The 25,135-nt window shown below is 46.4% G+C and carries 30 protein-coding genes and 1 riboswitch; of the genes, 2 read left to right on the forward strand and 28 right to left on the reverse strand.

Annotated features, from left to right (window positions below; genetic code table 11):
* Window positions 1-10 precede the first annotated feature (10 nt).
* From fliY to flgB, 14 genes are all read right to left on the reverse strand, one after another.
* A complete protein-coding gene (fliY, locus tag ACFQ1X_RS15215; RefSeq protein ID WP_144839577.1) occupies window positions 11-1,069 on the reverse strand; it encodes a flagellar motor switch phosphatase FliY in 1,059 nt (352 codons plus the stop codon).
* The gene (fliM, locus tag ACFQ1X_RS15220; RefSeq protein ID WP_144839579.1) at window positions 1,056-2,048 is read right to left on the reverse strand and encodes a flagellar motor switch protein FliM; all 993 of its coding nucleotides are present in this window, start codon (window positions 2,046-2,048) and stop codon (window positions 1,056-1,058) included. Before fliM ends, fliY begins: the two co-directional genes overlap by 14 nt.
* Before the next feature lie 13 nt (window positions 2,049-2,061).
* A complete protein-coding gene (locus ACFQ1X_RS15225) occupies window positions 2,062-2,277 on the reverse strand; it encodes a flagellar FlbD family protein (protein ID WP_144839581.1) in 216 nt (71 codons plus the stop codon).
* Between the two features lie 53 nt (window positions 2,278-2,330).
* Window positions 2,331-3,164 (reverse strand): flagellar hook-basal body complex protein, encoded by an 834-nt coding sequence (locus ACFQ1X_RS15230; RefSeq protein ID WP_144839583.1) that lies wholly within the window; start codon window positions 3,162-3,164, stop codon window positions 2,331-2,333.
* 42 nt (window positions 3,165-3,206) lie between these two features.
* Complete coding sequence (locus ACFQ1X_RS15235; protein ID WP_144839585.1) at window positions 3,207-3,674, reverse strand: flagellar hook capping FlgD N-terminal domain-containing protein; 468 nt, start codon at window positions 3,672-3,674, stop codon at window positions 3,207-3,209.
* A 19-nt stretch (window positions 3,675-3,693) separates the two neighbouring features.
* Complete coding sequence (locus tag ACFQ1X_RS15240) at window positions 3,694-5,055, reverse strand: flagellar hook-length control protein FliK (protein ID WP_144839587.1); 1,362 nt, start codon at window positions 5,053-5,055, stop codon at window positions 3,694-3,696.
* Window positions 5,052-5,519 carry a flagellar export protein FliJ gene (gene fliJ / locus ACFQ1X_RS15245; protein ID WP_144839589.1) on the reverse strand — a complete coding sequence of 156 codons (468 nt, stop codon included), beginning with the start codon at window positions 5,517-5,519 and terminating at the stop codon, window positions 5,052-5,054. Before fliJ ends, ACFQ1X_RS15240 begins: the two co-directional genes overlap by 4 nt.
* A 3-nt stretch (window positions 5,520-5,522) precedes the next feature.
* Entirely contained in the window at window positions 5,523-6,839 is a 1,317-nt protein-coding gene (gene fliI / locus ACFQ1X_RS15250) for a flagellar protein export ATPase FliI (RefSeq protein ID WP_144839660.1), read from the reverse strand.
* The gene (locus ACFQ1X_RS15255) at window positions 6,820-7,617 is read right to left on the reverse strand and encodes a FliH/SctL family protein (protein ID WP_144839591.1); all 798 of its coding nucleotides are present in this window, start codon (window positions 7,615-7,617) and stop codon (window positions 6,820-6,822) included. The genes fliI and ACFQ1X_RS15255 overlap by 20 nt, the downstream gene beginning before the upstream one ends.
* Window positions 7,610-8,623 (reverse strand): flagellar motor switch protein FliG, encoded by a 1,014-nt coding sequence (gene fliG / locus ACFQ1X_RS15260; RefSeq protein ID WP_144839593.1) that lies wholly within the window; start codon window positions 8,621-8,623, stop codon window positions 7,610-7,612. Before fliG ends, ACFQ1X_RS15255 begins: the two co-directional genes overlap by 8 nt.
* Window positions 8,624-8,634: 11 nt before the next feature.
* Window positions 8,635-10,272, reverse strand: coding sequence for a flagellar basal-body MS-ring/collar protein FliF (gene fliF / locus ACFQ1X_RS15265; protein WP_144839595.1), 1,638 nt, complete (start codon window positions 10,270-10,272; stop codon window positions 8,635-8,637).
* Between the two features lie 25 nt (window positions 10,273-10,297).
* Window positions 10,298-10,594, reverse strand: coding sequence for a flagellar hook-basal body complex protein FliE (gene fliE, locus ACFQ1X_RS15270; RefSeq protein WP_117301365.1), 297 nt, complete (start codon window positions 10,592-10,594; stop codon window positions 10,298-10,300).
* Between the two features lie 507 nt (window positions 10,595-11,101).
* Window positions 11,102-11,557, reverse strand: coding sequence for a flagellar basal body rod protein FlgC (flgC, locus tag ACFQ1X_RS15275; protein ID WP_144839597.1), 456 nt, complete (start codon window positions 11,555-11,557; stop codon window positions 11,102-11,104).
* A 5-nt stretch (window positions 11,558-11,562) separates the two neighbouring features.
* Window positions 11,563-11,964 carry a flagellar basal body rod protein FlgB gene (flgB, locus tag ACFQ1X_RS15280; protein WP_144839599.1) on the reverse strand — a complete coding sequence of 134 codons (402 nt, stop codon included), beginning with the start codon at window positions 11,962-11,964 and terminating at the stop codon, window positions 11,563-11,565.
* 84 nt (window positions 11,965-12,048) lie between these two features.
* Window positions 12,049-12,133, reverse strand: a riboswitch (cyclic di-GMP riboswitch).
* Window positions 12,134-12,344: 211 nt separating this feature from the next.
* Between flgB and ACFQ1X_RS15285 the strand changes: the two genes are divergently transcribed.
* Together ACFQ1X_RS15285 and ACFQ1X_RS15290 are read left to right on the forward strand one after the other, a co-directional pair.
* On the forward strand, window positions 12,345-13,196 hold the full coding sequence (locus ACFQ1X_RS15285) for a flagellar hook-basal body protein (protein ID WP_144839601.1): 852 nt from the start codon (window positions 12,345-12,347) through the stop codon (window positions 13,194-13,196).
* A gap of 16 nt (window positions 13,197-13,212) precedes the next feature.
* Window positions 13,213-14,052, forward strand: coding sequence for a flagellar hook-basal body protein (locus tag ACFQ1X_RS15290; RefSeq protein WP_144839603.1), 840 nt, complete (start codon window positions 13,213-13,215; stop codon window positions 14,050-14,052).
* A 326-nt stretch (window positions 14,053-14,378) separates the two neighbouring features.
* Here ACFQ1X_RS15290 and flgL read toward each other — a convergent pair whose 3' ends face one another.
* From flgL to ACFQ1X_RS15360, 14 genes are all read right to left on the reverse strand, one after another.
* Window positions 14,379-15,203, reverse strand: a complete 825-nt coding sequence (flgL, locus tag ACFQ1X_RS15295) for a flagellar hook-associated protein FlgL (protein ID WP_144839605.1) — start codon at window positions 15,201-15,203, stop codon at window positions 14,379-14,381.
* Window positions 15,204-15,228: 25 nt separating this feature from the next.
* Window positions 15,229-16,470 carry a flagellar hook-associated protein FlgK gene (gene flgK, locus ACFQ1X_RS15300; protein ID WP_144839607.1) on the reverse strand — a complete coding sequence of 414 codons (1,242 nt, stop codon included), beginning with the start codon at window positions 16,468-16,470 and terminating at the stop codon, window positions 15,229-15,231.
* A 24-nt stretch (window positions 16,471-16,494) separates the two neighbouring features.
* On the reverse strand, window positions 16,495-16,968 hold the full coding sequence (locus ACFQ1X_RS15305) for a flagellar protein FlgN (protein ID WP_379083301.1): 474 nt from the start codon (window positions 16,966-16,968) through the stop codon (window positions 16,495-16,497).
* Window positions 16,969-17,007: 39 nt separating this feature from the next.
* Window positions 17,008-17,274, reverse strand: coding sequence for a flagellar biosynthesis anti-sigma factor FlgM (flgM, locus tag ACFQ1X_RS15310; protein WP_144839609.1), 267 nt, complete (start codon window positions 17,272-17,274; stop codon window positions 17,008-17,010).
* 27 nt (window positions 17,275-17,301) lie between these two features.
* Window positions 17,302-17,637: a flagellar protein gene (locus ACFQ1X_RS15315; protein WP_379083293.1), complete on the reverse strand. Its 336-nt coding sequence runs from the start codon at window positions 17,635-17,637 to the stop codon at window positions 17,302-17,304.
* A gap of 158 nt (window positions 17,638-17,795) precedes the next feature.
* Window positions 17,796-18,221: a flagellar basal body-associated FliL family protein gene (locus ACFQ1X_RS15320; protein WP_144839611.1), complete on the reverse strand. Its 426-nt coding sequence runs from the start codon at window positions 18,219-18,221 to the stop codon at window positions 17,796-17,798.
* 19 nt (window positions 18,222-18,240) lie between these two features.
* Entirely contained in the window at window positions 18,241-19,068 is an 828-nt protein-coding gene (motB, locus tag ACFQ1X_RS15325; RefSeq protein ID WP_379083295.1) for a flagellar motor protein MotB, read from the reverse strand.
* On the reverse strand, window positions 19,058-19,855 hold the full coding sequence (gene motA / locus ACFQ1X_RS15330) for a flagellar motor stator protein MotA (protein WP_144839615.1): 798 nt from the start codon (window positions 19,853-19,855) through the stop codon (window positions 19,058-19,060). The genes motB and motA overlap by 11 nt, the downstream gene beginning before the upstream one ends.
* 510 nt (window positions 19,856-20,365) lie before the next feature.
* A complete protein-coding gene (gene fliS / locus ACFQ1X_RS15335) occupies window positions 20,366-20,743 on the reverse strand; it encodes a flagellar export chaperone FliS (protein ID WP_144839667.1) in 378 nt (125 codons plus the stop codon).
* A gap of 18 nt (window positions 20,744-20,761) precedes the next feature.
* Window positions 20,762-21,151, reverse strand: a complete 390-nt coding sequence (locus ACFQ1X_RS15340; protein ID WP_144839669.1) for a flagellar protein FliT — start codon at window positions 21,149-21,151, stop codon at window positions 20,762-20,764.
* A complete protein-coding gene (gene fliD, locus ACFQ1X_RS15345; protein ID WP_144839671.1) occupies window positions 21,151-22,665 on the reverse strand; it encodes a flagellar filament capping protein FliD in 1,515 nt (504 codons plus the stop codon). The genes ACFQ1X_RS15340 and fliD overlap by 1 nt, the downstream gene beginning before the upstream one ends.
* Window positions 22,666-22,695: 30 nt before the next feature.
* Window positions 22,696-23,049: a flagellar protein FlaG gene (gene flaG / locus ACFQ1X_RS15350; RefSeq protein ID WP_144839673.1), complete on the reverse strand. Its 354-nt coding sequence runs from the start codon at window positions 23,047-23,049 to the stop codon at window positions 22,696-22,698.
* A 136-nt stretch (window positions 23,050-23,185) separates the two neighbouring features.
* The gene (locus ACFQ1X_RS15355) at window positions 23,186-23,938 is read right to left on the reverse strand and encodes a glucosaminidase domain-containing protein (RefSeq protein ID WP_144839675.1); all 753 of its coding nucleotides are present in this window, start codon (window positions 23,936-23,938) and stop codon (window positions 23,186-23,188) included.
* Window positions 23,939-24,487: 549 nt separating this feature from the next.
* The gene (locus ACFQ1X_RS15360) at window positions 24,488-24,847 is read right to left on the reverse strand and encodes a hypothetical protein (RefSeq protein ID WP_144839677.1); all 360 of its coding nucleotides are present in this window, start codon (window positions 24,845-24,847) and stop codon (window positions 24,488-24,490) included.
* Window positions 24,848-25,135: the final 288 nt, after the last annotated feature.

The following is a 25,135-nucleotide window of genomic DNA, read 5'->3' on the forward strand; positions in this document are numbered from 1 at the left end:
CATAAAGGTATTAGCGAAGCTTCGAGATGCGTTCTTCTGTAGACAGGATATCTGTAACACGGACCCCGAAGTTTTCATCGATGACCACAACTTCACCCACGGCGATCAATTTGTCATTGACCAAAATGTCGACCGGTTCGCCCGCCAGTTTGTCGAGTTCGATGATCGATCCCTGGGAAACACCCAGAATTTCTTTCACCGTCCGTTTGGTGCGTCCAAGCTCCACGGTTACCTGAAGCGGAATATCCATCAGCATACTCAAATTATTCGGTTCGGTATTCGCTGCAGCCGAATCATCGAAACTTGAAAACTGCACCGGTTGGATGCTTGGTGATGCAGCCGGCTGTTCTTTTTTACTGCGTTCATTGTTTGAGTCAAATTGCATGTCCTGTGTCTCCTCCAGCTCTTCCTCTTCACCTGAATCGGTCAAGATTCCCGCCATTTGTTTTGCCAGACGCACCGGAATGCACATATGGAATTCCGCATGCCGTCCGTTTTGCGCCTTCAATTGAAATGCGACTTCGACAAACCATTCTTCCTTTGTAAAATTCGCTGCCGGAAAATCTTCCCGCTGCTCCACCATGTCCATACCGGACAGTGAATGGGAAATCTCCAATTCCAATAAAGCGGAGAAAGTCTGAGAGACAGATGCGTACATTTGCTGCATAATGTCCTGCAGGATTTCAAATTGGCGTTCGGTGTCTTCACTTGCGCTTTCGGGGTCCACCATCACGGTCAATTCCTGCACTTGTTCTTTATTAATCGAAACAAATTGGATGCCGGAAATGTCGCCGGTGTATTCGCCGAGCAGCACGAAGAATGGTGCCTGTGTTTTTGCCATCATTTCCGTTTCCGGCTTTACAGCCAATTTCGGCGCGCTCACGGTCACTTGCTCTGACAGCAATAAAGACAGGACAGCCGAAGAACTGCCAAGAGCTACGCTGAATAATTCAGTTAACGCTTCGCTTTCGATTGTGGAAAGTGACGTATTTTCCATTTTCTTTACCTCCTTCTCACTCCGGTTCAATAAGCCGTTTATTTCATCTGAAGACAAATTACCAGTTACCATCGCTGCGATCCTCCTGCGTTTGAACTTCCGTAATCTGTACCGCCAGACGGCCTTTGGAAACCCCGGCCTGAGCAAAAAATTTCTGCTTTTCATCAACGAGCACCGTCACCGGATCCGTATAGGATTCGTGCAGACGGATGACATCGCCATTTTTCAAGTTCAGGAAATCTTCGATATCAATTGAAGATTGGCCTAAAACTGCTTTGACACTCATTTTCGTGCTTTGGAGTTTTTTCTCCAACGCAACCACTTCGTGGCTTTCTTTCGTTTTCTTCTGATTTGCGAGCCAATGACGCGCTGACAGTTTCGGCAGCACTTTCTCCAACACCAGATGGGGCAGGCAAAGATTGATAACGCCTTCGACCTCACCGATTTTCGTTTGAAGCGATACCATGATGACTGTTTCATTCGGCGGCGACATCGTCAGGAATTGAGGATTCACTTCGATTTCCTTCAATGAAGGTGACAAACGGATGACCGAAGTCCAGGCTTCCTGGAAGCAATCCAACGCCTTGATGAAAACCCGTTCAATGATGGACGTTTCGATTTCTGTCAGATCGCTTGTTTTATTCAATGCATTCCCCTGGCCGCCGAGCAGCCGGTCGAACATGACATACGCAACATCCGGAGAGAATTCCATCACCATGCTGCCGGGCAGCGGGCTTGCTTCAAAAACGCCCAGCAGGGAATTCTTTTCGATGTTCTGGATGAATTCTTCGTACGAATATTGCTCAACTCCCGTAACCGACAGCTGCACGTATGTGCGCAGCTGGGTGGAAAAATAAGATGTCAGCAAGCGGGCAAAGTTTTCATGGATCCGCGTCAATGTACGGATTTGGTCCTGTGAAAAGCGCAGCGCTTTTTTGAAATCGTAATTATTCACCGCGCGTTCTTTGCCGAACTTATAAGGGACAGGGGTTTCTTTTTTTATGGAAGAAAGAATGGCATCTATATTTTCGTTTGATAAATGTTCTACCACGGATGTTTCCTCCTCATTCCATAGGGCCGGGCTTTTGGACAGTCGGCAAAATACTGATCTGCTGGTAATAGGTGGTCACTTTATCCATAACTTCCGTCACGGACTCCAGCACATGGATCTTTTTTCCCGACACCAGTGTCACGACTGTATCCGGTGTAGCTTCGACTCTTTCGATATAAACCGCATTCAAGGTAAACGGCGTTTGGTTTAATTTCGTCAATAGGATCATTTATAGGCGCCTATTGAGGGAAGTTCAACTTCCCTCAGGCCGGCCCTCCTTTATTATCGTTTCAAGTTGACAACTTCCTGAAGGATTTCATCAGAAGTTGAGATAATGCGCGAGTTTGCCTGGAACCCACGTTGTGCAACGATCATTTCAGTAAACTCTTCCGTTAGGTCAACGTTCGACATTTCGAGCATGCCGGAAGCGACAGAAGTATTTGCATCTCCTACAGTTTGGATATTTATTCCATCCGCGCTTGCCATAGTGGTCATTTCATATAATGATCCTCCGAATTTACTTAAGCCAGTTGGATTTGCCGGATTAGATATTCCTAAACCAAATAGAATCGCTTCAGTTCCATCTGCAGCTTTCCCAATTACTTCACCTTCGCGATTGATTCTGAAAGAATCGTAGAGAAGGGGATCAATGACAACTGGAGAAGCATCATCAGCTGGATCGAATACCTCTCCTGCATCAGCCGCATCGGCTTCATTTTCAAATCCCATAACATTATAACCTTGAGGGTTAACTAGGTTACCTTCTGCTGTTACCGTGAATTGCCCTGCTCGTGTTAAATATTGTCTTTCATCACCTTCAGGCTCCTGTACTACAAAGAACCCGTCAGCCATCAGCGCTAAATCTGTACCAACTCCAGTAGTCATAGAAGACCCTGGGTTATGATTCACATTAATCGCCCCTGTTTGCGAACCCAAACCGACTTGCATCGGATTAGCGCCGCCGCCTGACATATTCTGGCTCAGTAAATCCTGAAAGTTAATCGTGCTCTTTTTGTAGCCGATCGTATTGACGTTGGCAATATTATTACCGATAACATCCAGTTTCGTTTGGAACCCTTTCATACCTGACACACCCGCATACATCGAACGTAACATTTAAATTTCCCCTTTCGAGTATCGTCCGTAATCCTTTCGGAATCAGACAATCTCCTCGTCGTTTTTGATTTCTGCATTCATTTCTATCCGGTTGATTGCTGTAAGCGGGATTTTCGTTCCGCTGTCAAGAAGCTCAATCGTCAGTTCTCCGTTTTTACTCGATAATGCTTTCACAATTCCTTGCCCTGATTCCATCTGTCCATCGACTTCATAGGAATAGTCAACCGACGTGCCAATCAGATTTGCGTGATCCGCCAAGGTTTGATTGGTGGAGTTGCCAACGAATTGCGTCATTGTCTTGTTCAGATTTGTCAGCTGTTCCAAACTGGTGAACTGTGCCATCTGGCCAATAAATTCCGTGTCTTTCAAAGGTTCCATCGGGTCCTGGTGCTTCATCTGCGTGATGAGGATTTTCAGGAACGCATCCTGGCCAAGCGAGTTTTGTTGGTCTCCTGTTTTTGCAGCTGTGCCGCCCATTGTGTTGGCGGCAGTCGTATTCGTAACGTTCATCAGAGCACCTCTTTTCTGTTTAAACTGTATAATCCACTTTCATCACGCCGGAGTCGAGGTAGTTTCGCTCCACTGCCGCTTTTTCTTCACTCTGCTGGTAGCCGTTGTTTTCGCGGCCAGCGGAATTCTGTCTCTGCTGCTGCTGTTGGAAGCGTTGCTCGGCTTGTGCATTCTGCTGGTCGAGCGATTGCTGGGAGTTGTTCTGAACGACTTCGATTTTCTCGACGGTCAAGCCTTGCTGAGCCAATGTATTGCGCAGCTGATTCAACTGCAGGTCTATCGCGTCTTTTGCCGCCATACTGCTCGTGAAGATTTGTGCTGCAATTTTCCCGTTCGTCTCCGTCAGGCGAATATCCAGGTGCCCCAAATTGTCCGGGGAAATGTTCACTTTGATTTGTGTGCTTTCACCGTTGACGGTCATGCGCAGCGAGTTTTTGAAAACCTGGCCCAACTCTTCGGTCAGATTATTCATCCGGACCACCGGAGTCGGCATCGCCGGCGCTTCCGGTCTCGCCTGCACCGGTTGTGCTGCCTGAACCGGTGCCCCTGACGGTTTCGCTGATTCTGCGGAAGCTGTTAGTTGCATCCCTTTGGGTTCGCTGTCATCCTGCTGTGAAGTTTCCTGTTGCTGTCCTCCGTCACTTCGAGCCGCAGTGACGACAGTTGCAGAAGCCTGTACTTTTACTGCTTCCGGTTCATCGGCATTGGCGGTTTTTCCATCTGCAGCGATTTTCATTTGTTTCTCTGCTTCCGGAACGGTAATTACTCCGAGTTTCTCTGTCACCTTTTTATCACCCGCGACCAGTGATTCCGTAAATTCCAGAATTTTATTTGTGATTTCTACAATTTTTTCAGCATTTAAAGCGATTGCTTTGCTGTCGACCCCCATAACCGGTGAAGAGAGATCGAATTTCTTATTACCAGTGGTTGATGTTTCAGGTAAAATATCGCTCAGCTTTTTAACCAGCTCAACGAGTTTCACTTGGACATCCGCAGGCAACGCCTGTTTTTGGGCATCCGGCAAAATCGATGTGAATTTTCTGCGTCCAGCCGTATCCACGAGAATCGTTCCTTCGCTTCTTTCCGGCTGGAAATTAATTATTTGCATCAATTCATACATGATTTTCTGTTGCGCATCGGTCAGTTCTTCGATCGGCTGCTCTTGCAGCTCAGCCAACATGTCTTCAATTTTTTTCAGCAGCGCTTTCGGCATCGCCGCTTCCTGATTCTCACCAGGTTGTCCGCCATCGGCCAGTGCCTTAAGAAGAACCGAAAATGCTTTTGCCCCTTCTGCGGGTGGTGCCGTCTTGGCAGAAGCCGTGTCAGCAGAAGGCTTTACAGTCATTGTGGATATTGAACCTACAGTAGTTATCGGATTCACCCTCTTTCAGCGATACTGGCTTTCGATTGTCGGTAAAATCTTGCGCTGGCCAATTCATCGAAGAAATTTTGTTCTTCGACTTTCTTTTCTTCCTGAAATTTGCCAAGCTCCTGCTCTTTCAGATTGCCCCAGGTCTTTTCTTCCTGCGCTTTTTGCTGCAGCTGGTTCTGTGTTCGCGAGACATTGCCTTGAAGAAATTCCAGCTCGCGATTCGTCACAGTGGATTGTTCCTGCAACTGATTTATGTACATTTCAAGCATCCGCAACTCGGCGATGTTGGTGCCGACCAGTTGTTTCTCTCTTTTCAGATGCTCGGCTTCAGACAGTTTGTCCGTAATTTCCATGCTCTTCTGATGGCCCGCCTGCTCTTTTTTTATCGCGTCCGCCATCTGAACCTGGGCAACGCCTTTCTCATTTTCTTTCAGTTCAAGGATTTTTTGAAATCGGAAATTGAATTGCGTCAATTCTTAGTTCCCCCCAAATTGCTCGCTTAGTTTTTCGATACTTGCTTCAAGCGTTGTATTTTCGTAAATATCTTGCTGCAAATAGTCTTTCATCAGTGGATAGGATCGGATTGCCTGGTCGATTTCTTTATTGGCGCCCGCTTTATAGGCACCGATATTGATCAGGTCTTCCGCCGAATCATACGCCGACAGCATTCGCTTGAATTGGATGGCCGCTTTCTGGTGTTCAGGCGAAACAACTTCGTGCATGACGCGGCTGACACTGGCCATGACATTAATCGCCGGAAACTGCCCTTTTTGCGCAATTTTGCGGTCGAGCACGATATGGCCGTCCAGGATGCCTCGCACTGCATCCGCAATCGGTTCGTTCATGTCATCGCCGTCGACCAATACCGTGTAAAACGCAGTGATCGATCCTTTTGCCGATGTTCCCGAGCGCTCCAATAATTTTGGCAATAAAGCAAAAACACTCGGCGTGTAACCTTTACTGGTCGGCGGTTCCCCGACAGCGAGTCCCACTTCGCGCTGCGCCATGGCAAAACGTGTCACCGAATCCATCATCAGCATGACGTTCTTGCCCTGGTCCCGGAAATATTCCGCGATCGTGGTCGCCGTCATAGCGCCTTTGATGCGCTGCAAGGGTGTCTGATCGGAAGTAGCCGCCACGATGACCGATTTCTTCAGCCCTTCTGGCCCGAGGTCCCGTTCGATAAAGTCACGCACTTCCCGGCCACGTTCACCGATAAGCGCAATGACATTGACATCAGCTTCCGTGTTGCGGGCAATCATGCCGAGCAATGTGCTCTTGCCGACGCCGCTCCCGGCGAAAACGCCGATGCGCTGGCCCTGGCCCACCGTGAGCAAACCGTCTATAGCGCGGACACCGACTTCCAGTGGCTTGTCGATTCGCGGGCGCTGCAATGGATTGGGCGGTGTATTATTCGTCGAGTATTTCTTGAGTCCTTTCGGCAATCGTGTTTCGTCCAGCGGATTGCCTGTGCCATCCAATACTTTTCCAAGAATCGATGGTCCGACTTTGATCTGAAGCGGCACGCCAGTCGCCACCACCAGACAGCCGGGTCCGATCTGGGAAATATCATTCAGCGGCATCAGCATCAATTTGTTTTCACGGAATCCGACCACTTCCGCTTCGATCGGTTTTTCGTAATGATTCGGATACAATAAACAAATTTCACCGATTTTGGCATTCGGGCCTTTTGATTCGATTGTCAAACCGATCACCTGCACGACTTTGCCGTGTTTCTTAATCGGTTCCACTTCATCAATCAGCGCCAGGTATTCATCTTTCCGCTGGTTCATCATTCGTTTTCTCCTCACAATAAGCGAGTAAATGCTTTTTGATTTCTTCCAGCTGGCTGTCGATGGTGATATCATAGGAGCCGCTCGGCGTATGCAGCATGCAGCCGCCCTTCTCGACATTGGCCACTGGAATCATTTTTAATTCGCAGTCTGCTCTTACATAAGTTTTCAATTCTTCCATGAAAGGCAGTAGGACCGGGTAATCGTCCAGGGACACTTGCATGATGATGTCTTCCGCTTCTTCGATATGTTTTAACGCCTGTTTGACGATATTCAAAAGCTGCTCTTCGTGCTGCTCCAACTCTTCTTTGATGACGCGTTCTGCAATGCGCACGCTCAAACTCAGAAGGAAGGTTTCGGCTTCCTGAACAATTTTCGCTTTTTCTGTATAGGCTTCCCGGATCAGCCCTTCCATTTCGAGGCGTTTTTCCCTGAAGTCTTCTTCGGCCTGCTCATAACCTTGCAGTTTGCCGGCATCGAATCCTTGCGCAGTCGCCACATCCGCCAGACGTTCAGCTTCTGCCTGGGCTTCGGTCCTTGCCTGCTCCCACCAGAATTCGATATCGGTTCGTGCCTGTTGCTGCTGCTCCTGCAATTCTGTTTGCAATTGAACCCTCTGCGCCAATAAAGCTTCGATATCCTGCTGAATGGATTGCTTTCGCTGTTCGGGATCCCGTTCTTCCTCAGATTCCTGAACTTTTCTGAACTCTATCTTTTTGGTCTTGAGTATCTTTGTCTCAACCGGAATTCCATGATGATAGCGGATGACATTAGACAATCAGCTCATCCCCATCTCCACGGGACACCATAATTTCCCCTTTTTCTTCCAGACTGCGAACCAATGCAACAATATTCGTCTGTGCATTTTCCACATCTTTCAGCTTCACAGGGCCCATTACATCAATTTCATCGCGAATAACTTCTGCTCTTCGTGCAGACATATTCGCGAATATGCCGTCTTTGACCTCTTCGCTTGCCACTTTTAATGAGAATGTCAAATCGGCATCCGACACTTCGCGGATCACGCGCTGGATAGAACGTGTTTCGAGTGTAATGATGTCTTCGAACACGAACATCCGTTTTTTGATCTCTGCAACCAGATCCGGGTTATCAATTTCCAGCTCGGAAAGAATCGCTTTTTCCGTTCCTCTGTCCACGTTATTCAATACCTGGACAATCGCTTCAACACCACCGGTAGCTGTGTAATCCTGTGACCCGGAAGCTGACAGTTTGCGTTCGATGATTTGTTCCACCTGGTGGATGACATCCGGCGAAGTGCTTTCCATCAAAGCGATTCTTCGTGCCACTTCCGCCTGTTTTGCCGGCGGCAGCTGAGAAATTACCTGTGATGACTGTTTCGAGTCCAAATAGGACAGCACCAGCGCGATCGTCTGGGCATGTTCGTGCTGCAGAATATTGAACAGCTGGTTCGGATCTGCCCGTCTTGCGAAATTGAACGGTTTGACGTGAAGCTTGCTTGTCAAACGCCCGATTGTATCAAGCGCACGATCTTTCCCCAGCGCCTTTTCCAATATATCTCTTGCATATTCCAGGCCGCCTTCATCCATGAAGTCCTGGCCAATGATCATTTCGTAAAACTCGTCGACCACTTTTTCTGTCTGGCTGCTTTTTAACTGCCGAACATTTGAAATTTCCATCGTCAATTGATCGATTTCCGGTTCAGTCAGCTGTTTGAAGATTTCAACCGCCACATCCGGTCCGAGGCCGACCAGCAAAACAGCTACTTTCTGTATACCGGTCAACTCTTTTGTACTTTTAACCACAGTTCACACTCCTAATCCTCCGACATCCAAGTACGCAACAATTTCGTGAAATCTTCCGGACGCCCTTTTGCCAGCTTCTCGATCGTCCGCCGCTTCGGATTCGATTTTGCATCGAATTCCGAAAGGTCGATTTCTTTCTCTTCGTCCTGCATTGCACCGATTGGCGTAACAGGTTGTTCGAACATATCAAATCCATAATCTTCTTCAATCACTTCACGTTTTCTTCTCATCAGCACAAAGATCAAACTGCCGATAATCAAAATTAACGCAACAGCCGCTCCCGCAACCAATAGGAGGCTGTTTGGAATTTCACCGAACCAATTATTGATCGGATCAACTTCCTCAATAACCGGTTTGCCCTGGAACTCTGTAGCAAACACCGAAATGCGCTCATCCAATTCCAGATTATCGACTTCAGCGCCATTCATGCTCAAAGCTGCACTCACTGTATTGCCCAATAAATTCCGGATATCGCCGACAGTTTCAAGCGTCAGGCTTTCGGGATTACCCGGTATCGGCGGTTCAACGCCAACATTGATCGTAATATCATCAATCACATACGGACTGAGCTCAATCTGGCGATGGATCCGGTTGACTTCGCGGTTGATCCGCTCTTCCGTTCTTTCCGATTCGCTGTTTCCGCCTAACCCGGCAGCAGGATAATTGGCAATTTCACTTTCCCCTGCACCGGCTGCATCTTCAACAGTCGCACCTTCACTGGAATAAGTTGCCACAATCCGTTCCACGCTGATATCGATGCCTTCACCCGTTTCTTCATTAACCGGTTCAACCAGCTGTTCTTCCCGCTTCTCTTTGGTGAAGTCCACGCTGGCCATCACCGATACGACCACTTTGTCTTGCCCAAGCAATAAACCGAGCATCTGCTGCAATTCTTTTTGGATATCTTTTTCAATATCCTGTTTGATATCGCGCTGCTGCTGGTAGACAGACAATGCCGTATCTGCCGGCGTTTCATCTTCCATCGTAAATGTCTGTCCGTTCTGATCCATAATAACTATCTGATCTGACGGCAGACTCGGAACACTCTTGCTGATTAAATGATACAAACCGTTCACTTGCTTCTGATCCAATTGAAATGTTGGCTCGCCCTGAATAACAACAGAAGCTGTCGCAACCTGCTCATCATCCGTCAGCCACACATTTTCCTTCGGCAGCGTAATCATGACATTGGCATCAGCGACACCGTCAATCTGACGGATCAGCATGGCCAACTCGTTTTGCATCGCATCACGTTCAACGACATCAAAATGCCGATCTGTCATGCCGAGGCCCATATTATCGCTGAAAATGCTGTAATTCACATTGCCGTTTTTCGGGATTCCTTCCGCAGCCAAACTGACTTTCAAGTTTGCCACTTCTTCAGCCGGTACACTGATGGTTTTCCCGTCTCCGGATACTTCCGCAAGGATTCCCTGTTCTTCAATTGCAGTCTTGATTTCGCCCGTTTCTGCCGGTGCCAGATTCGTATATAAAGGCGTCATATCCGATCTTGAACCAAGAAATACAAAAACAAGCAACAGCAGAAAAGTAATAAAAAACGATCCGATAATCGTCCATTTTATCTTCGGAGAAATATTCCCCCAGGATTCACTGAATTTGGTTTTATAGATTCCTAACTTCTCTTTCATCGATCACTCATCCTATTTCCCAGAATCATACTTGCATTCTCATTACTTCCTGGTAAGCTTCCACGACTTTATTGCGCACCTGCATGGTCAGCTCCAATGAAAGGCTTGCCTTTTCTGAAGCAATCATCACTTCGTGGATATTTTCAACCTGCCCTGTGGCCAAACCAGCCGTTTGAACATCGGATGCTTTTTGTGCCTGATTAACTTCCTGCAAAGCCTGCTTGAAGATTTCACCGAAACCTTCCACCTTGTTTTCCGGTTTAACGATCGGATTTGTTAAACCTTGTATAAACGGCATTTGTACCTGATTAATCGGATTCATAAGTTTTCCCCCTGGTTGTTTCTATATAATCGATATTCCGCAAAACAGCTTCGAAGGCATTAGCCGACGCCCTGCGAGGATAATGCCTTTGCGACGAAGTGCGTAGCACTGCAGGAGCACGATTATTATTTGTGCTCCTGCATCGCTGCGCTGGCTTCGTCGAAACGAAGTTGGAAAGCCAACTCCGTTTCTGCTCCCCTGGGCGTCTTCGCTGTTTTGCTCCATATCTCAGTATGCAGATTTCATCACTGTAATCGGAACTAATTTATTCTCTTTATGTTTATACAAATAATTAAGATGAAAGAGCGGAAGGCGGCGAAGGGCAAAGATGTGCTCCTGCATCGCTTCGCTGTTTCGTCGCAAACGATTTGCGCCAGCGCAAATCGCTTCCAGCGGAAACAGAGTGAGTCCTGAGACCCCGCAAGAGCGAAGCGATGAGGAGGCTCAGTCCACTCCCGCGGAAAGCGTCCGCCTGGAGCGAATTCATCAACCCACTATCCTCTGAAATTATTTCCCTATCTCAAGCGCCTTCATAAACATGCTCTTTGATGCGTTCAGTGCGGTTACGTTTGCTTCATATGAACGCGTTGCCGACATCAGGTCGACCATTTCTTTTATGGGATCGACATTCGGCAGCTGCACATAGCCGTTGTCATCTGCATCCGGATGGCTTGGATCGTAATTTAACGTGAATGGTGCGTCATCTTCTTTGATTCTCGATACCGACACGCCCGATACAGCGTTGTTGCCGTTGCCCATCATCGCCTGCAATTTCTGCTCAAACGGCGACACGCCGCTTTGCGTCAATTCGACTGTTTTCCGGCGATATGGCGTCCATTCGCCATTGACCATGCGTGAACGGCTCGTTTCCGCGTTCGCGATATTCGATGATACAACATCCATCCGCAGACGGTTGGCAGTCAGGCCGGATGCACTGATATCAAAACTATTGAATAAGCTCATTCGAATTATCTCCCTCCGCTGATGACAGAACTCAGGCTGCGGAATTTGCCGCTGATCCTGTCGGTTACTGCATTATATAGAAGCTGGTTTTTTGCCAACTCAGACATTTCGACGTCCATGTCGACGTTATTGCCATTAATTTTGTACTCCGAGTTTTCATTCACAGTGACACGCGGATCAAATTGTGAGGATTCATTGCTGAACGAAATGTGTTTGGAATCAGTTTTGTAACTCGCCATGGCCTGTTTGCCCGCCGCGTTTTTCAAAGCCGTTTCAAAATTGACCTGCTTGCTTTTGTATCCGGGGGTATCAACATTGGCAATATTCGCCGTATGCGTCTGCTGCTTCAAAGCTGAAGTGGATAAAGCCTGTTCCAACGATTGGATGGTGGGTGAAATAAGATTCAATTTCTTTCCTCCTACATATGTATTCATTTTTGCAAATAAAAATCCACCTTCAATAAAGGTGGACCAGCTTTTCAGCTTCCATCTTTTGGCGACCCGGCTGCCTTATAACTGAATACTTAGGCCCGTGGTTTTGCGTCCTTTTCTTTGGAAAAGTTTGCCTTTTTCAAGATTGATTTCATTACTTTATACTTTTAAACTCATACTTTTCTCACATTTTAATTTTAAGTTCCAAGATATAGTATCACATAATTAAAAAATTGTATATTTTTGATTAAAAATTTTTTATTGGTTTTTATTACCAAAAAGACTATTACATTTATCAATTAAATGTTATGCTAACTCATAATTATATTTGTTTCTCGAGAGGAAGAGATTACACAATGTTTCGTGGATTATACACTGCTACCTCAGGAATGATGGCGAATAACAGGCAACAGCAAGTGCTGACAAACAACCTTGCAAACGCCTCAACTCCTGGTTTTAAAAAAGATCAAACTGTCATGAGAGCATTTCCGGCTCAATTGATCAAAGCGATGGAGACCGGTGGAACGACTGTAGGAGGCACAAAGCTTCCTCCAACACAAAAACATATCGGCTCGTTGCATACAGGCGTTTATACACAGGAAGGAATTCCCTCTTTTACACAAGGGGCGCTTAAAAATACAGGGACTTCAACCGACCTTGCCCTGCTCAGTTCTTCGCTTCCGGTAAATCCCGACACGGGACAACAAGGCGCTGTAAGCTTTGCGGTCGCTCTTCCGAACGATGAAATCCGCTACACGCAGAACGGGCAATTTACAGTTGACGAAGCCGGATTCCTGACAACGGCTCAAGGCTTTAATGTGTTGGACCAGGACCTGCAGCCTATCCAGGTCAATTCCACCGAATTCACAATCGGTGAAAACGGACAGATTACGATGGCTGACGGCACTGATGCAAATTCCTTATTTTTATCCTACACAGAAAATCCGCAGCAATTTATCAAAGAAGGCCAGAATCTTCTGCGCTGGGCCGGCGATCCTGCAGAAGCTCCGGTTTCCATTGAACTCGCCGGACTCGCCAACATTGGTCCACTTGTTCAGCAAGGTTATATTGAACAATCGAATGTCGATTTGACCCAGACGATGACCGAGATGATGAAAACGTACCGCGGATTCGAATCCAACCAAAAAATAATCCAGGCCTATGACCGCAGTATGGAAAAAGCAGTCAATGAAATCGGCCGAGTATAACAGGAGGCCATAACAAATGAATATCCAAATGAATTCCGCGGCTTCCTCCATGCGCGAATTGCAAAAAAAAATCGACACCATCGCCAATAACATCGCCAACGTCAACACCACCGGATACAAACGGCAGGAAGCGAATTTCGCTGACGCCCTTGTGCAGTCTTTCGAAAAACAGGCAGGTCCGCATGAAGTCGGACGCCAAACACCGAACGGCATCCGCATCGGCGCAGGCGCAACCGTTTCCCAAATCGCGCTGCGCACCAATCAGGGCTCGGCCGTCCAAACCGGCCGTGAACTTGATTTCATGATTACCGGTGAAAATGGATACTTCCGTGTGGAATCTGAAGGCAATGCCTATTACACCAAAAATGGTTCATTCCAATTGGAACCGGATGCAGCGGGCAACCAGCTGAACCTGGTAACCGACAACGGCGAAAGTATCCTCGGCGCGAACAATCAGCCGATCACTTTCGATAATGATTACGACACCATCACCGTCAATGAAAATGGAACACTCGAAGTAACTTATAAAACAGCCGGCAAACCGGCAGATGCGTTCCAATTGAGCATCGCGGAAATCAACCGCCCGGATCTTCTGCAAAAAACCGGCAGCAACCTTTATGAATTGCCTGGCACTGAAGCTGAACAAGTCGCCAACGGAACACTGCAGGTTTTGAATCTGGCTGACGGCAACGATGGCACGATCAAAGTCGGCCAAGGCGCACTCGAAATGTCCAATGTCGACTTGACCAATGAAATGACCGAACTGATCGCCACCCAGCGATTGCTGCAATCCCAGTCAAAAGCGATTTCATTCGCAGATGACATGCGCGGATTGGTCAATACTATTCGGGGATAATTAGAAAAGCGTAAGCGCCCGTTAAGCTCTGAAAGGCATAAGACGATCTGGCGAAGTGGCGTGTTTTCAGCCGCACAGCCAGATTGGTTTATGACCCGAAGAGCTGGGCCGCTGAAGTCTGGACAAAAGAAAAGCGGACACGCCGAGCTATCGGCATGTCCGCTTTTTTGATTTATGCCCAACTTCGGCCTATTTATGCCCAACTTTGACCCGAATACTCCCAACTTTCATCGAAATACTCCCAACTTCCACTGATTAATTCCCAACTCCCCCAAAACCACAAAGAAGGAGCGTCGCCACATCGGCAACGCTCCTTCTTCCATTGATTATCTCAAAAAGTCCATCAAACTCGGCTGAATGATTTTTGCTGAAGCGGAAAGGCTCGCCTGGTAGACGCTTTCTTCGCTTTTCAGCTTCGTGATCGCTTCGGCCATGTCGATGTCCGTTATACCCGACAACCTTGATTTCAATTGCAGCGTATTGTCGAACATGCGGTTTTCCGCCGATTCAACACGGTTCATTCTGGCGCCGACTTCGGCAGAGACTTTCAATAAAAGATCGATTCCTTCTTCATCGATTTTTTTTAGATCCATTTCTTCACCATTGCGTAATCCTTCTGATAAAGTTTTTAAAGTCGTGATCAATTTACTGTCCGGGCCAAACAAGTCCTCTTCTGTCGCATTCACCTGAATGTTCAATCCACCTCCGACAGTCATCGTCTTAGCTGTTCCGGGATCCGCTTTTGTAAATAAATCCACACCGTTCACTTTCGTATCCGCAAACTGGCGAAGCTGAGCTGTCAGCTCTTCCACTTCGCCGGCCACTGCTGCGCGGTCTTCCGGTGACAAGGTTTCATTGTTTCCTTTGACTGCCAGTTCGCGGACGCGCTGCATGACGTTGACCATTTCGTTGACCGTATGATCCGTTTCATCCAGCCACAATTTCGCTTCGCCGGTGTTGCGTTCGTATTGCTCGTTTGTTGCCAGCGCACTTTTCAGCTCCATCGCTTTGCTCGCGCCATGGGGGTCGTCAGATGGTTTTGTCACTTGCTTGCCGGTCAACGCTTCGTTATATGCTTTTTGGAAACGGCCCATCGTGTTATTCATATTGGCCACTGAATTTTGGTGCAGCATCTGATGTGAAATTCTCATCGCATTTTCCTCCAATTACCGATTATTAACGTGCAGCCATCCGGTTAATAATCGTATCAAGCATCTGATCCGTCGTTGATATCAGCCGAGCTGCGGCGCTGTATGAATGTTGGAATTTAACCAGGTTGGCCATTTCCTCATCAAGGGAAACGCCTGAAACGGATTGGCGGCGATTTTCTGTCGCCTGCAAAGTCGCTTCGAAATTTGCTACCGAACGGGTTGCCGATTGGCTTTGAACCCCTAAAACACTGACCAGCTCCTGGTAGGCGGTTTTAACATCTTTAATGCCTGTTTCCATAGCTGCCGTCGGTGTTCCGAGTGTTGCCCCAAAGTTTACTTCCATATCAGCAATGCTGTCGGTGTTGCTGAACAGTGGCGTGCCACCTTCTGTTTCGTTATTGGCTTCCGCAAATCCTGTTGCAACATCTTCCAGGTCCTTCTGAATGTTCCCTACTTTCACTTCCGCATCAATCAAACCGCCAATTTTGCCACCGGTCACTATCGTATCTGTGGTAGCGTCATCGTCATCGATAATGAATTTATTGTTTTTATCCATGGTGTTGCCGTCTAAGCTGATCGTATAAGATCCATTCGCCTGCTCAACAACTTCAATTGGTGCAAGCGCCGATAATTTCTCAATCAGCACATCCCGCTGATCCTTTAAATCATTTGACTGGTTTCCACCGCGGACGATTGATTCATTCAATGAAGAAATCTGGTCCAGGTAACCATTGGCTTCTGTGACAGCTGCCTCTATTTGATCATCCAAATCATTCTTCATATTCGTCATCGAGCTGTCCATCGATTGCGCCACTTCCACAAATTCCTGCGCGCGCTGTTTCAATACCGCCTGTGCAGATACGTCGTCCGGATTATTCTCAAGATCCTGCCACGCATTCGCCAGCTGATCCATCACCGCGTTCAACCCGCTGTCGCTTGGTTCATTGATAATCGTTTCCAGGCGGTCGAAACTAGCTTTCTTCGCCTGCGCGTCGCCCAAGGTGCTTGATTGGTCACGGTGCTGATTGTCCAGGAACTGGTCTCTTACACGAGTGATCGAGTCGATGGAGACGCCGGAGCCGAGTTGGCCGGGGTTCGTGCTGTTTGTCCAGACATCCAGTGATGGCGATGTGCTCTGGTTCACCTGCTGCCGCGAATAGCCTTTCGTGTTGGCGTTGGCGATATTGTGGCCGGTCGTTGCAATGCTTGCCTGCCCGACGCTCAAGGCGCGTTTTCCAGTCTCTAAACCGTGAAATGTTGAAACCATGTGTTTCCCTTCCTTCTGCCCCGATCAGGCTTTCGTATCGAAAAAGCCGCGGTTGCCTGTTTGTGAATTCTTTTGTCCCGTAGGTGATTGGTAATTGAATTGCTGCTGCTGTGATTGGGTTATCTGGTCGATCATATGTTGTACAAAGCCCATGGAATCTTTCAGCAGGCGGTCATTGATCTTATTTTTCGCCTGCAATTCCCCCGTGAGCTCTTGTAATGTTTTCAATTGGGATTCAAGCTTGTGTCTTTCCTGTTCACTGGGAACCTGGTCCAGAAATGACTGGAAACTTGCCGCAGGCTGTTCCTGCGAGATGCTTTCCATCACTGCCATCCGTTCCTGTTCCGCTTGTTCGAGCTGTTTGACCAGCTTCTTTTCTTCTATTGTAATTTTGTTCAAATCTTCAACGCTACGCTCAATCAATGCCGCTTTCTTGTTGTCAGCGCAAATGATGAGTCCTTCTTGCACAGTTATCAATCCATCCAGTGCCGCGACCATTGCATTCAAAATCCGACACACTCCTTTTAACGAACCGTTTTATTTTCCGTACCAGAAATCAAACATCTTTTCTGCCACTTTATCATTGCTTACCTGGTATTCCCCGGCCTGAACCTGGGCTTTCAGTGCCTGAACCTTTTCGTGGCGCTCCATGTCGGCCTTGCTTTCATACATCTGCTTGGCTTCATTTGAAATTTGTAATTGATCTTCCTTTTGCAACGGCTTTGTTTTATCCACTTTCGAAACCTGCATTTGCTTCTGGTAAGATTGAATAAAGGAAGAACCGTTCGTTTTATCGATATTCATTCCTTCACCGCCCCGTCTTTTATATTTTTAATTTCTTAGTTTCCAATACCTTGCCTTCTGAGTGGCCTCATCCGGTTTGTTCATACCTTCAAGGAGTTTTTCCGCCTTCAGCGTTTTATCGACCTCTGATGTAAAGTCCTCAAAGCAGCTGTTGCACAGCATCTGCCTTTGGATAAGCGTACCACAATGCGCACAGCCGTACCCCAGATTCGGGTAGTCCTCTACGAAGATGCGGCCATCGCGAATAAAATCTGCAATCCGTTTTTCCGAAACTTCCGTAAACGAACCGACTTCTTCTATGGAAGCAAATCGATTTCCCTCGATTTTAAGAAAATCGTTGATGATTTTAAATTCCTGTTCCATTTCCTTGTAACAATCCAAACAATAATCCGTGTGATCTTTTAAGTATAACTTCCCGCAAATTGTGCAGTTAGCTAATCGATCTGACTGCATAATAATCACCCAGTTCCTTTATATATTAAGTATCGGCATATTTCCCGTTTTGTTTAGCATTTTTTCGATTATTGGACCTTAAACTCAGTGACCAATACCCGTTCCACTTTGCCGGTCTGCATAATCTCGACCAATTTTCCTTTTAATTGTTCTTCAAGCATGGCAATGCCATCCGCTCCGACCAATTCCTCTTTCGTAAATCCGGCAACTGTTGAAATGATCGCTGCCCGCACTTCCGGCGTCCGCTTTTCAGCTTCTTCCTTTGCTTTTTCACTGTCCAATAAAATATTGAACTGCACAATGCCGAAATTCGGCGAAGCGAGATTTGTTGTAATGATATCCGTGTCGATGCTCATTGCAGCCAGTTCTTCGGCTGTTGGCTGTTTTTCTTTGTCAGAAGAACCTTCTGCGTCTTTCCCCAGGAAAAAGAACGCTCCGGCTCCCGCAGAAGCCAATACCAGTACCAGAATGATCAATATCTTCATTTTCCCCATAATGCACCTCTATTTACTGTTAGTCTGCTTCTTCATCCGAATACAATGAAATCAGAACTTCCACCCGGCGATTTTCCGATCGGCCTTCAGCCGTGTCGTTTCCGGCAATCGGTTGATGCTCGGCAAAGCCGGTCGCGCTGAATTTCCGCGCTTCCAGCTCGTCATTCTCGAGCAGGAGCTTCATAAAATTGATCGCCCGCGCCGAGCTCAATTCCCAGTTCGACGGAAATTCCGCCGAAGTGGAAGGAACATTATCGGTATGCCCTTCGATGAAAATGCTGCGCGGTGGATCGGTTATCAGCATCTTGCTGATTTCTTCCGCAATGGTCCGCGACTCTTCTGAAAGGTCTGCGCTGCCCGACCGGTACAAGACGCCGTCCTTAATTTTCAGCAACAGCCCTTTGGACGTCAATTCAGCATCCAGTTTATCTTCCATATTCCGTTCCGCAATATAAGCCTTCACTTTATCCTGTATCGCCGCCAGCTCTTTATAATCTTCCGCCAAAGCCAATTGTTCAATCTCTTCGGCCGTCATTTCAATTTTATTGTCTTCCTCTTCATCCGCCGGAGGTGCTGTCGCTTCTCCTTCAGTCGGATCCGCATCGTTCGGCTCAGCGATTTTTGAAGTTTCTTCAAATGTCTCAACCGCCGACTGATTATCCAAAATTCCAGTGCCGCCCTGCAGTTCCTTATTGAATGAATCCGAAATCTCCTGGAATTTCTGCGAATTCACTTCACTCGCCGCAAATAATACGATGAATAAAGCGAGCAGCAACGTGAGAATGTCGGCATAAGGGATCAGCCAGGACTCATCAACGTGATCTTCGTGTTTTTTCTTACGCTTCAACGCCGACACCTTCTTTTTCTTCCTCTTTAAGAACACGGTCCTTCAGCGGCAGGTACGTCAATAATTTCTCTTCCACTGTGCGTACCGGCAAGCCTTCGTGCACCGCCAGCAAGCCTTCCAGCATAATGTGTTTGATGCGCGCTTCGTGTTCGGATTTACGCTTCAGTTTATTGGCGAATGGATGCCATAAAACGTATCCCGTAAAGATCCCGAACAAGGTCGCGATAAATGCCGCCGAAATCGATTTTCCAAGAAGCGCGATATTATCCAGATAACCAAGTGCCGACACAAGCCCCATTACCGCACCGAGCACGCCGAGTGTCGGCGCATACGTTCCGGCCTGCGAGAAGATTTTCGCACCGAGTTCGTGGCGCTCTTCCATCGCTGCGATATCTTCTTCCATCATTTCACGGATCTGTTCCTGCGGCTGGCCGTCCACGACCATCTTCAAACCGCGCTGCAGAAACGGATCTTCCACTTCTTCCGAACGCTCTTCCAAAGCCAATAACCCTTCACGGCGTGCAAGCATTGCCCATTCAGAAAACATCGGTACCATTTCTTTAATCGACATCGATTTGTCTGATGCGAATAATACTTTAAACAGGCTCGGTATTTTTTTCACTTCGTCCATCGGGAACGCGATGAGAATACAGGCCGCGGTCCCGGCGAAGATGATGACCAGTGCGGCCGGGTTATATAAAGCGATCGGGCTGGAGCCTTTCAGGGCCATCCCACCGATCAATACGAACATTCCAAGTATAACGCCAATCCATGATGTCTTATCCACATCTGTAACCTCATTTCACTGCTTTGTCTCTCTGTGGGTGGTACGTGATGAACCGATGATATTACACAAAACAGCTTCGCTTTCCAGCGGGCTCCCGCCCAATCCTCCTCGTCCGCTACGCTCCCTGCGGTGTATCGGTCGTGTCGCTAAGCCGCAGGAGTCTTCGCTGTTTTGCTCCATTTCATCTCTGATTGTGGGTGATGAATAACCCCATCTCTCCGTGGCGTCACAGTGACAAACACAAATGTTTTTCAATTTGTGTTTGACGCTGGGAACCGTACAGGGGTTGCTTAGCGAGAAAAATATGCTGCCCTTTTACGCTAGGGAAGGGGATAGTTCGTCCTCTTCCGCTCTTTCTTCGGGAGGTGGAAGAACCCATCTCTCCGTGGCGTCACAGTGACAATCGCAAATGTTTTCAATTTGCGATTGTCGCTGGGAACCTTACAGGGGTCTCTTAGAAAGGACGTGATGCTGCCCTTTTACGCTTGGGGAGTGAGATAAAAAACTAACTTACTTCCCCTTCACCAAAACCATCGCTTCTTTCCAAGTATCCCGCAATTCTTTGACCTGGTTTTCTGCGTCTTCCAGAATAGCTGCGTCATTTTTCATGTTTGCTTCCATCAAGCGGTAGTATATGTATTCATACAATTGGTCAAGGCCTTCGGATATTTCGATGTCACGGTTCAGCGTGATCTGGAATTCCTGGATGATGGCCTGCGCTTTGATTAAATTCGTATTCTTTTCTTCGAACTTACCTTCTTCCATTGCGCGTTTTGCGAGTTTGATGAATTTCAGGCAGCCGTTATAGAGCATCAGCGTGAGTTCCTGCGGCGATGCAGTAACGACCGAGTTTTGCTGGTATGTCTGATAGGGATTATTGATTGCCAATTTTAGAACCTCCTTGTATTACTTCCGCTGGTCGATGAATGAGCCTCCGGTGGATTTCGTCTGGTAGGCACCGACATATTTTTTCGATGTTTGGCTTGTCTGATTCAGCCGGTTCATCTGGGTTGTGAACGATCCATGCAGCCGGTTCAATAGAGGCTGCATTTCATCTTCATAACCTTTTAACTGGCTGATGACCCTTTTATCTTCTGTCGTCCATTCGAATTCAGCGGCTTTCGTATATTCACTGAGCTGGTCGATGACTGTTTGGCGTCTTTCGAAAAGAGCCTGCACAGCCTCGAGTTGCCCTTCTTCATTATTATCCATTTTAGAATGCACCGATTTTGCCTGGGCATTCAGCTTTTCAGTAAGATCAAGAAATTCAGCAAGTCTGAGTTGATAAGCGTCCATTACATGCTACCGAACATGTTCTGCTGCATCCATGAACTTTGGGAATTCATTTGGCTAATCGCTTTTTCCATTGCGGTGAATTGGCGCCAGTAGCGGTCTTCGATGCGGGTTAGGCGGTCCTGCCAACGGTTGATGTCCTCATCCATTTGTTTGATTTTTTTAGACAGAGTGCTGTTGTCCACTGCACTGGTCACTTTTCCTGCTTGATTCCCAAGGGCTGTGACCACCTGATTCAATTTCGCGTAAACCCGGTCGCCTACACCGACTCCATTTCCAGCAGCATCTTTAAATACGAATAATTGCATCACTTCATCCGAATTATTCGTCAGTTTTTCGCTCAATATTTTTTCATCTATAAACAGTTTTCCACCTTCGAACTTTCTTGTGTCTATTCCGATCTGGGAAAGAAGTTTAATATTGCCGTCCGGAATTTCTTTGACTTCGTCCATAAATGCACGACGCAGGTCCTGGATTGCATTTCTTAAAATCGGATCGTTGCGCAGTAATCCACTTCTCGCTTTTTCTTCCCATAATTCAATTTCATTATCTGTCATGTCTTTTTTCTGTTCACCAGAAAGCGGCTGGAAATCAGGATATCTTTTTTCAACAAGTTTTTTCTCAAGATCTTCAATGATTTTGTTATAGCTCTCAACGAAACCCTTTATCATTTCCAGCGGCTTCTCTGGATTGGATTTCACATTAATAGTTGTAATTTCATCGCTTGCCTGCATCAAATTTAATGTCAATCCATTCACTGTCGTTTGATTAACAGTAAGGTCTTTGATTTCGATGCCATCAAATTTCACAGCTCCGTATGTCGCATTGGTTGTAGTATGAGTTGCAGCTGCTTCCGGATCTACCGCTTTATTGTTCAGTACCTGGTTGGCTAATAGAGGGTTGGCAACGCCTTCACTGTCGGTAAATTTCAACGTGAAGTTCTGGTCTTCCCCCATCCCTTTCGAAGAAATAAAGAATCTTGAAGTGGTATTATCAAAACTGGCACGAAGTTTAATATCTTCATTTGCAGTTGCATCCTGAAGCGCTTGTGCCACTTTTTCATATGTCATATCCGATTCAATTTCCACTTCAACCTCGTTCCCGTCTTTATCCACTACTTTTATAAATCCGGCTGCTCCGATGGTATCTGTCGATTTCGCTGGAACTCCTGGTGCTTTTTCAATCGCATTCGCCGAATTCATTTTCGCCGGACTCGCAACACTGGTAACTTCCACCCGATAGGAACCGTTGACAGCATTCGCGTTTGTCGCTACAGCAACACTATTCAAATTTGATGAAGTCGCACTATACGAGTTAAAAGAAGATTGCAAACGCAAACTACTTGCACTATCTCGCAAATTCGTAAAAGCCAAGTTTGTTTCTCTAACAGATTCCTGCTGCCACTCTGTGAAGGTTTTCTTTTGTGTCAACTTATCCAGAGGCATCTTCTGGATTTTCATCATGTCTCTAACGATTGCTTCTGTATCCATTCCTGAAGCCAGTCCGCCTACTCGCATTCCAATCACTCCGCTTCTCTATCAATCTGTTTACGATTTTTCGTCTACGACTAATCCCATGAGCTCCGTCATCGAAGCGTACATATCAAGGAATTTTCTGTTCGGAATTTCTTTCAGCACTTCATCCGTCACCGGGTTGATCACCTGCACGTAATATTCATTCAGTTCTTCGTGCAACATGAATTTAACCTCTGTTGTGGTCGATTCAAGGAATTTATTCATGCCTTCGATGCGATTCTGCACATTTTCTTTTGTTACCTTTTCCTGTTTCAACTCTTCTTTGGTTTGTTGGAGCTCAGCTTTTACCTGAAATTTCACTTGCTCTATAGCTCCAGTTTCAGCGCTTTTAAAAATCGACATACTTTGTGTGTTTTTAACTTCCATCGCTCTCAATCCCCTTATCCGGTCAATCTGTATAATAGCCTTACTTATATATCGGCAGAAAAGGAGATATTTTTAGTATATTTTCTAAATTATGTTGCACAAAAAAATAAAACCGCGGAATAAATATCGGTTTTATCTACGTTAATTTATTCAATTGTCGATTGACGCCGGTAACCCAATGATTATTGAGGCCTGTCGGATCGTTGCCTGCACCGACCGGAGCATATTTAGCGCCGACTGCCGAAACAGTTGTTATTCCCTTGTTCAAATAATTCTGGCGCAGATTGCGGGCCATATCAAAAATGCTTTCTTCCAAAGAATCATAACTGCGAAGGCCATTCCTGCCCATCATCCCTGCGACATTGTTTTTCTCATTCACCGCGCGGGAGCTGCCGTTGCCGGTTTCATGGATGGCGATAGCCGACAGAAAATTCGGGTCCAGGTCGTATTTCTTACCGGCATTGATGAAGTGGGCGGAAGTTCCGCTCAACTTGCCGTCCAGGGTGTTTTCCAACTTGATAAATTGAATCGGCTTAAAGCTCAAATCCGTTTTCAAATTCGGTACCGCTGGCTGCACAGCCGTCTCGGCAGCTGTAAGAGGGGTTGCTGCAGGCAATGAAACCGAAATCGGCTTATACGCATTATTCAATTGCGCCATCATCTGGCTATTGTCTGAATTCCCCGCAGGATTCATCGCCGCCATCATGGACGGGTCCATTTCGCCGCCCTGCATCATCGAGCTCAGCAGCATCATGAACATTGAAGTGTCATTGCCCGCTTCGTTCAATGGGTTAGCGGAATCTTTTGATTGGCCAGCAGCCGACGAAGCCTGAGCCAATGAAGCCATTGTAGTATAGTAGAACCAATTGGAAGAAATTGGACTCGTCACGGGCGTCACACACCTTTTGTCAGAATATACATGAATTTATCATACAGGAGAATGGCGAAAAAAAGAATAGGGTAATTGTGGGAGAAAATATCTTTATTTTGGCGTCACAGTGACAGAAGCAAATAGCCCTCAATTTGCGTCTAACGCTGGGAACCGAAAAGGGGATGTTTTGGAAGGAAGTGATGCTGTACTTTTACGCTAAGAGAGGAGTGCGTTTTGCTTCCAGAAAGCTGTATTCATTTTTAAGTTCATCGAGTTGAGAGCTCAGCTTCTCTCTTTGAACAAAAGACCAGTCATTTCCGGTAGTATACTCAGCAACCTTTTTCATTTCGTGGAGTTTTTCGTCCATTTCATCTAATATAGCCAGCTGCCCCTCGGTCCATTGGAGCTACCATTCGAGAAATTTTTTATGTTCTTGTTGGTTTCTCCCCAACTTTATTTGACCCCTCTATGAAATTCACAAACCATCAATAATCTTTTGATGCTTAAATGATTGTTTAGCTCTGTAGAAATTTTCTCTACAGAGCTTTTCTAAATATCTTTGAAATGTTAAGAGTCCATCTTTGAAAATCCATCAGAGGCAAGGATTCCAAACTCATAAATATTTCCATTATTCAAATGCGACTTGCATAATTCACTTTCTGTATCATCACAAAAAATTATAGCTATAGCATCTCTGTCTCTGACTGCTGTTGCAGCTGAAGGCACAACATTTTCTCTTATCTCTAATAACTTATTTAGTTCCTCCCAAGACCAATTAAAACTCAGATTTGAAGGCTCACAATCAATTCTTAATGCTTGATTTTCGTTATGCCACTTAGCATCTACTTTTTGGGCCGAAAATAAATTTACTTTTTTATGAATTTCCACTGCTTCGTCTGTTATGAGAATTTTACCTCGAAAACCCATTCTTTTCTTCCCCCTTTCTTCAATGTATATAGATAGTAACAATATCTTCCCGCAAAGACGAATCTTGTAAAAGCTTATTCTCATCCGTCAACTATTGATAGAGAGCGTTACTACATAGTATGTTCTCTTAACTTTAGATTTCCATGAGATTGCTCTTTATTTATTGATATTTCACACTTACTCGAGTAAATTTCATAATTCCGAGACCTTGCGGCTCTAGGTGTGTAACGGCATGAAAATAGAGCACCTCCCCAAATCCTGTATAATGGTAGTCACCACAACAACACA

This window comes from Metaplanococcus flavidus, assembly GCF_042675885.1.
GTDB classification, from domain to species: Bacteria; Bacillota; Bacilli; order Bacillales_A; family Planococcaceae; genus Planococcus; species Planococcus flavidus.

Coding starts and splice junctions, on each gene's coding strand:
- fliY (WP_144839577.1), bottom strand. CDS start 1,069: ATGGTAACTGGTAATTTGTCTTCAGATGAAATAAACGGCTTATTGAAC.
- ACFQ1X_RS15225 (WP_144839581.1), bottom strand. CDS start 2,277: ATGATCCTATTGACGAAATTAAACCAAACGCCGTTTACCTTGAATGCG.
- ACFQ1X_RS15230 (WP_144839583.1), bottom strand. CDS start 3,164: ATGTTACGTTCGATGTATGCGGGTGTGTCAGGTATGAAAGGGTTCCAA.
- ACFQ1X_RS15235 (WP_144839585.1), bottom strand. CDS start 3,674: ATGAACGTTACGAATACGACTGCCGCCAACACAATGGGCGGCACAGCT.
- fliI (WP_144839660.1), bottom strand. CDS start 6,839: ATGAACCAGCGGAAAGATGAATACCTGGCGCTGATTGATGAAGTGGAA.
- fliF (WP_144839595.1), bottom strand. CDS start 10,272: ATGAAAGAGAAGTTAGGAATCTATAAAACCAAATTCAGTGAATCCTGG.
- fliE (WP_117301365.1), bottom strand. CDS start 10,594: ATGAATCCGATTAATCAGGTACAAATGCCGTTTATACAAGGTTTAACA.
- flgC (WP_144839597.1), bottom strand. CDS start 11,557: ATGAGCTTATTCAATAGTTTTGATATCAGTGCATCCGGCCTGACTGCC.
- ACFQ1X_RS15285 (WP_144839601.1), top strand. CDS start 12,345: ATGTTTCGTGGATTATACACTGCTACCTCAGGAATGATGGCGAATAAC.
- ACFQ1X_RS15290 (WP_144839603.1), top strand. CDS start 13,213: ATGAATATCCAAATGAATTCCGCGGCTTCCTCCATGCGCGAATTGCAA.
- flgL (WP_144839605.1), bottom strand. CDS start 15,203: ATGAGAATTTCACATCAGATGCTGCACCAAAATTCAGTGGCCAATATG.
- flgK (WP_144839607.1), bottom strand. CDS start 16,470: ATGGTTTCAACATTTCACGGTTTAGAGACTGGAAAACGCGCCTTGAGC.
- ACFQ1X_RS15305 (WP_379083301.1), bottom strand. CDS start 16,968: ATGGTCGCGGCACTGGATGGATTGATAACTGTGCAAGAAGGACTCATC.
- flgM (WP_144839609.1), bottom strand. CDS start 17,274: ATGAATATCGATAAAACGAACGGTTCTTCCTTTATTCAATCTTACCAG.
- ACFQ1X_RS15315 (WP_379083293.1), bottom strand. CDS start 17,637: ATGGAACAGGAATTTAAAATCATCAACGATTTTCTTAAAATCGAGGGA.
- ACFQ1X_RS15320 (WP_144839611.1), bottom strand. CDS start 18,221: ATGGGGAAAATGAAGATATTGATCATTCTGGTACTGGTATTGGCTTCT.
- ACFQ1X_RS15340 (WP_144839669.1), bottom strand. CDS start 21,151: ATGGACGCTTATCAACTCAGACTTGCTGAATTTCTTGATCTTACTGAA.
- fliD (WP_144839671.1), bottom strand. CDS start 22,665: ATGCGAGTAGGCGGACTGGCTTCAGGAATGGATACAGAAGCAATCGTT.
- flaG (WP_144839673.1), bottom strand. CDS start 23,049: ATGGAAGTTAAAAACACACAAAGTATGTCGATTTTTAAAAGCGCTGAA.
- ACFQ1X_RS15360 (WP_144839677.1), bottom strand. CDS start 24,847: ATGGGTTTTCGAGGTAAAATTCTCATAACAGACGAAGCAGTGGAAATT.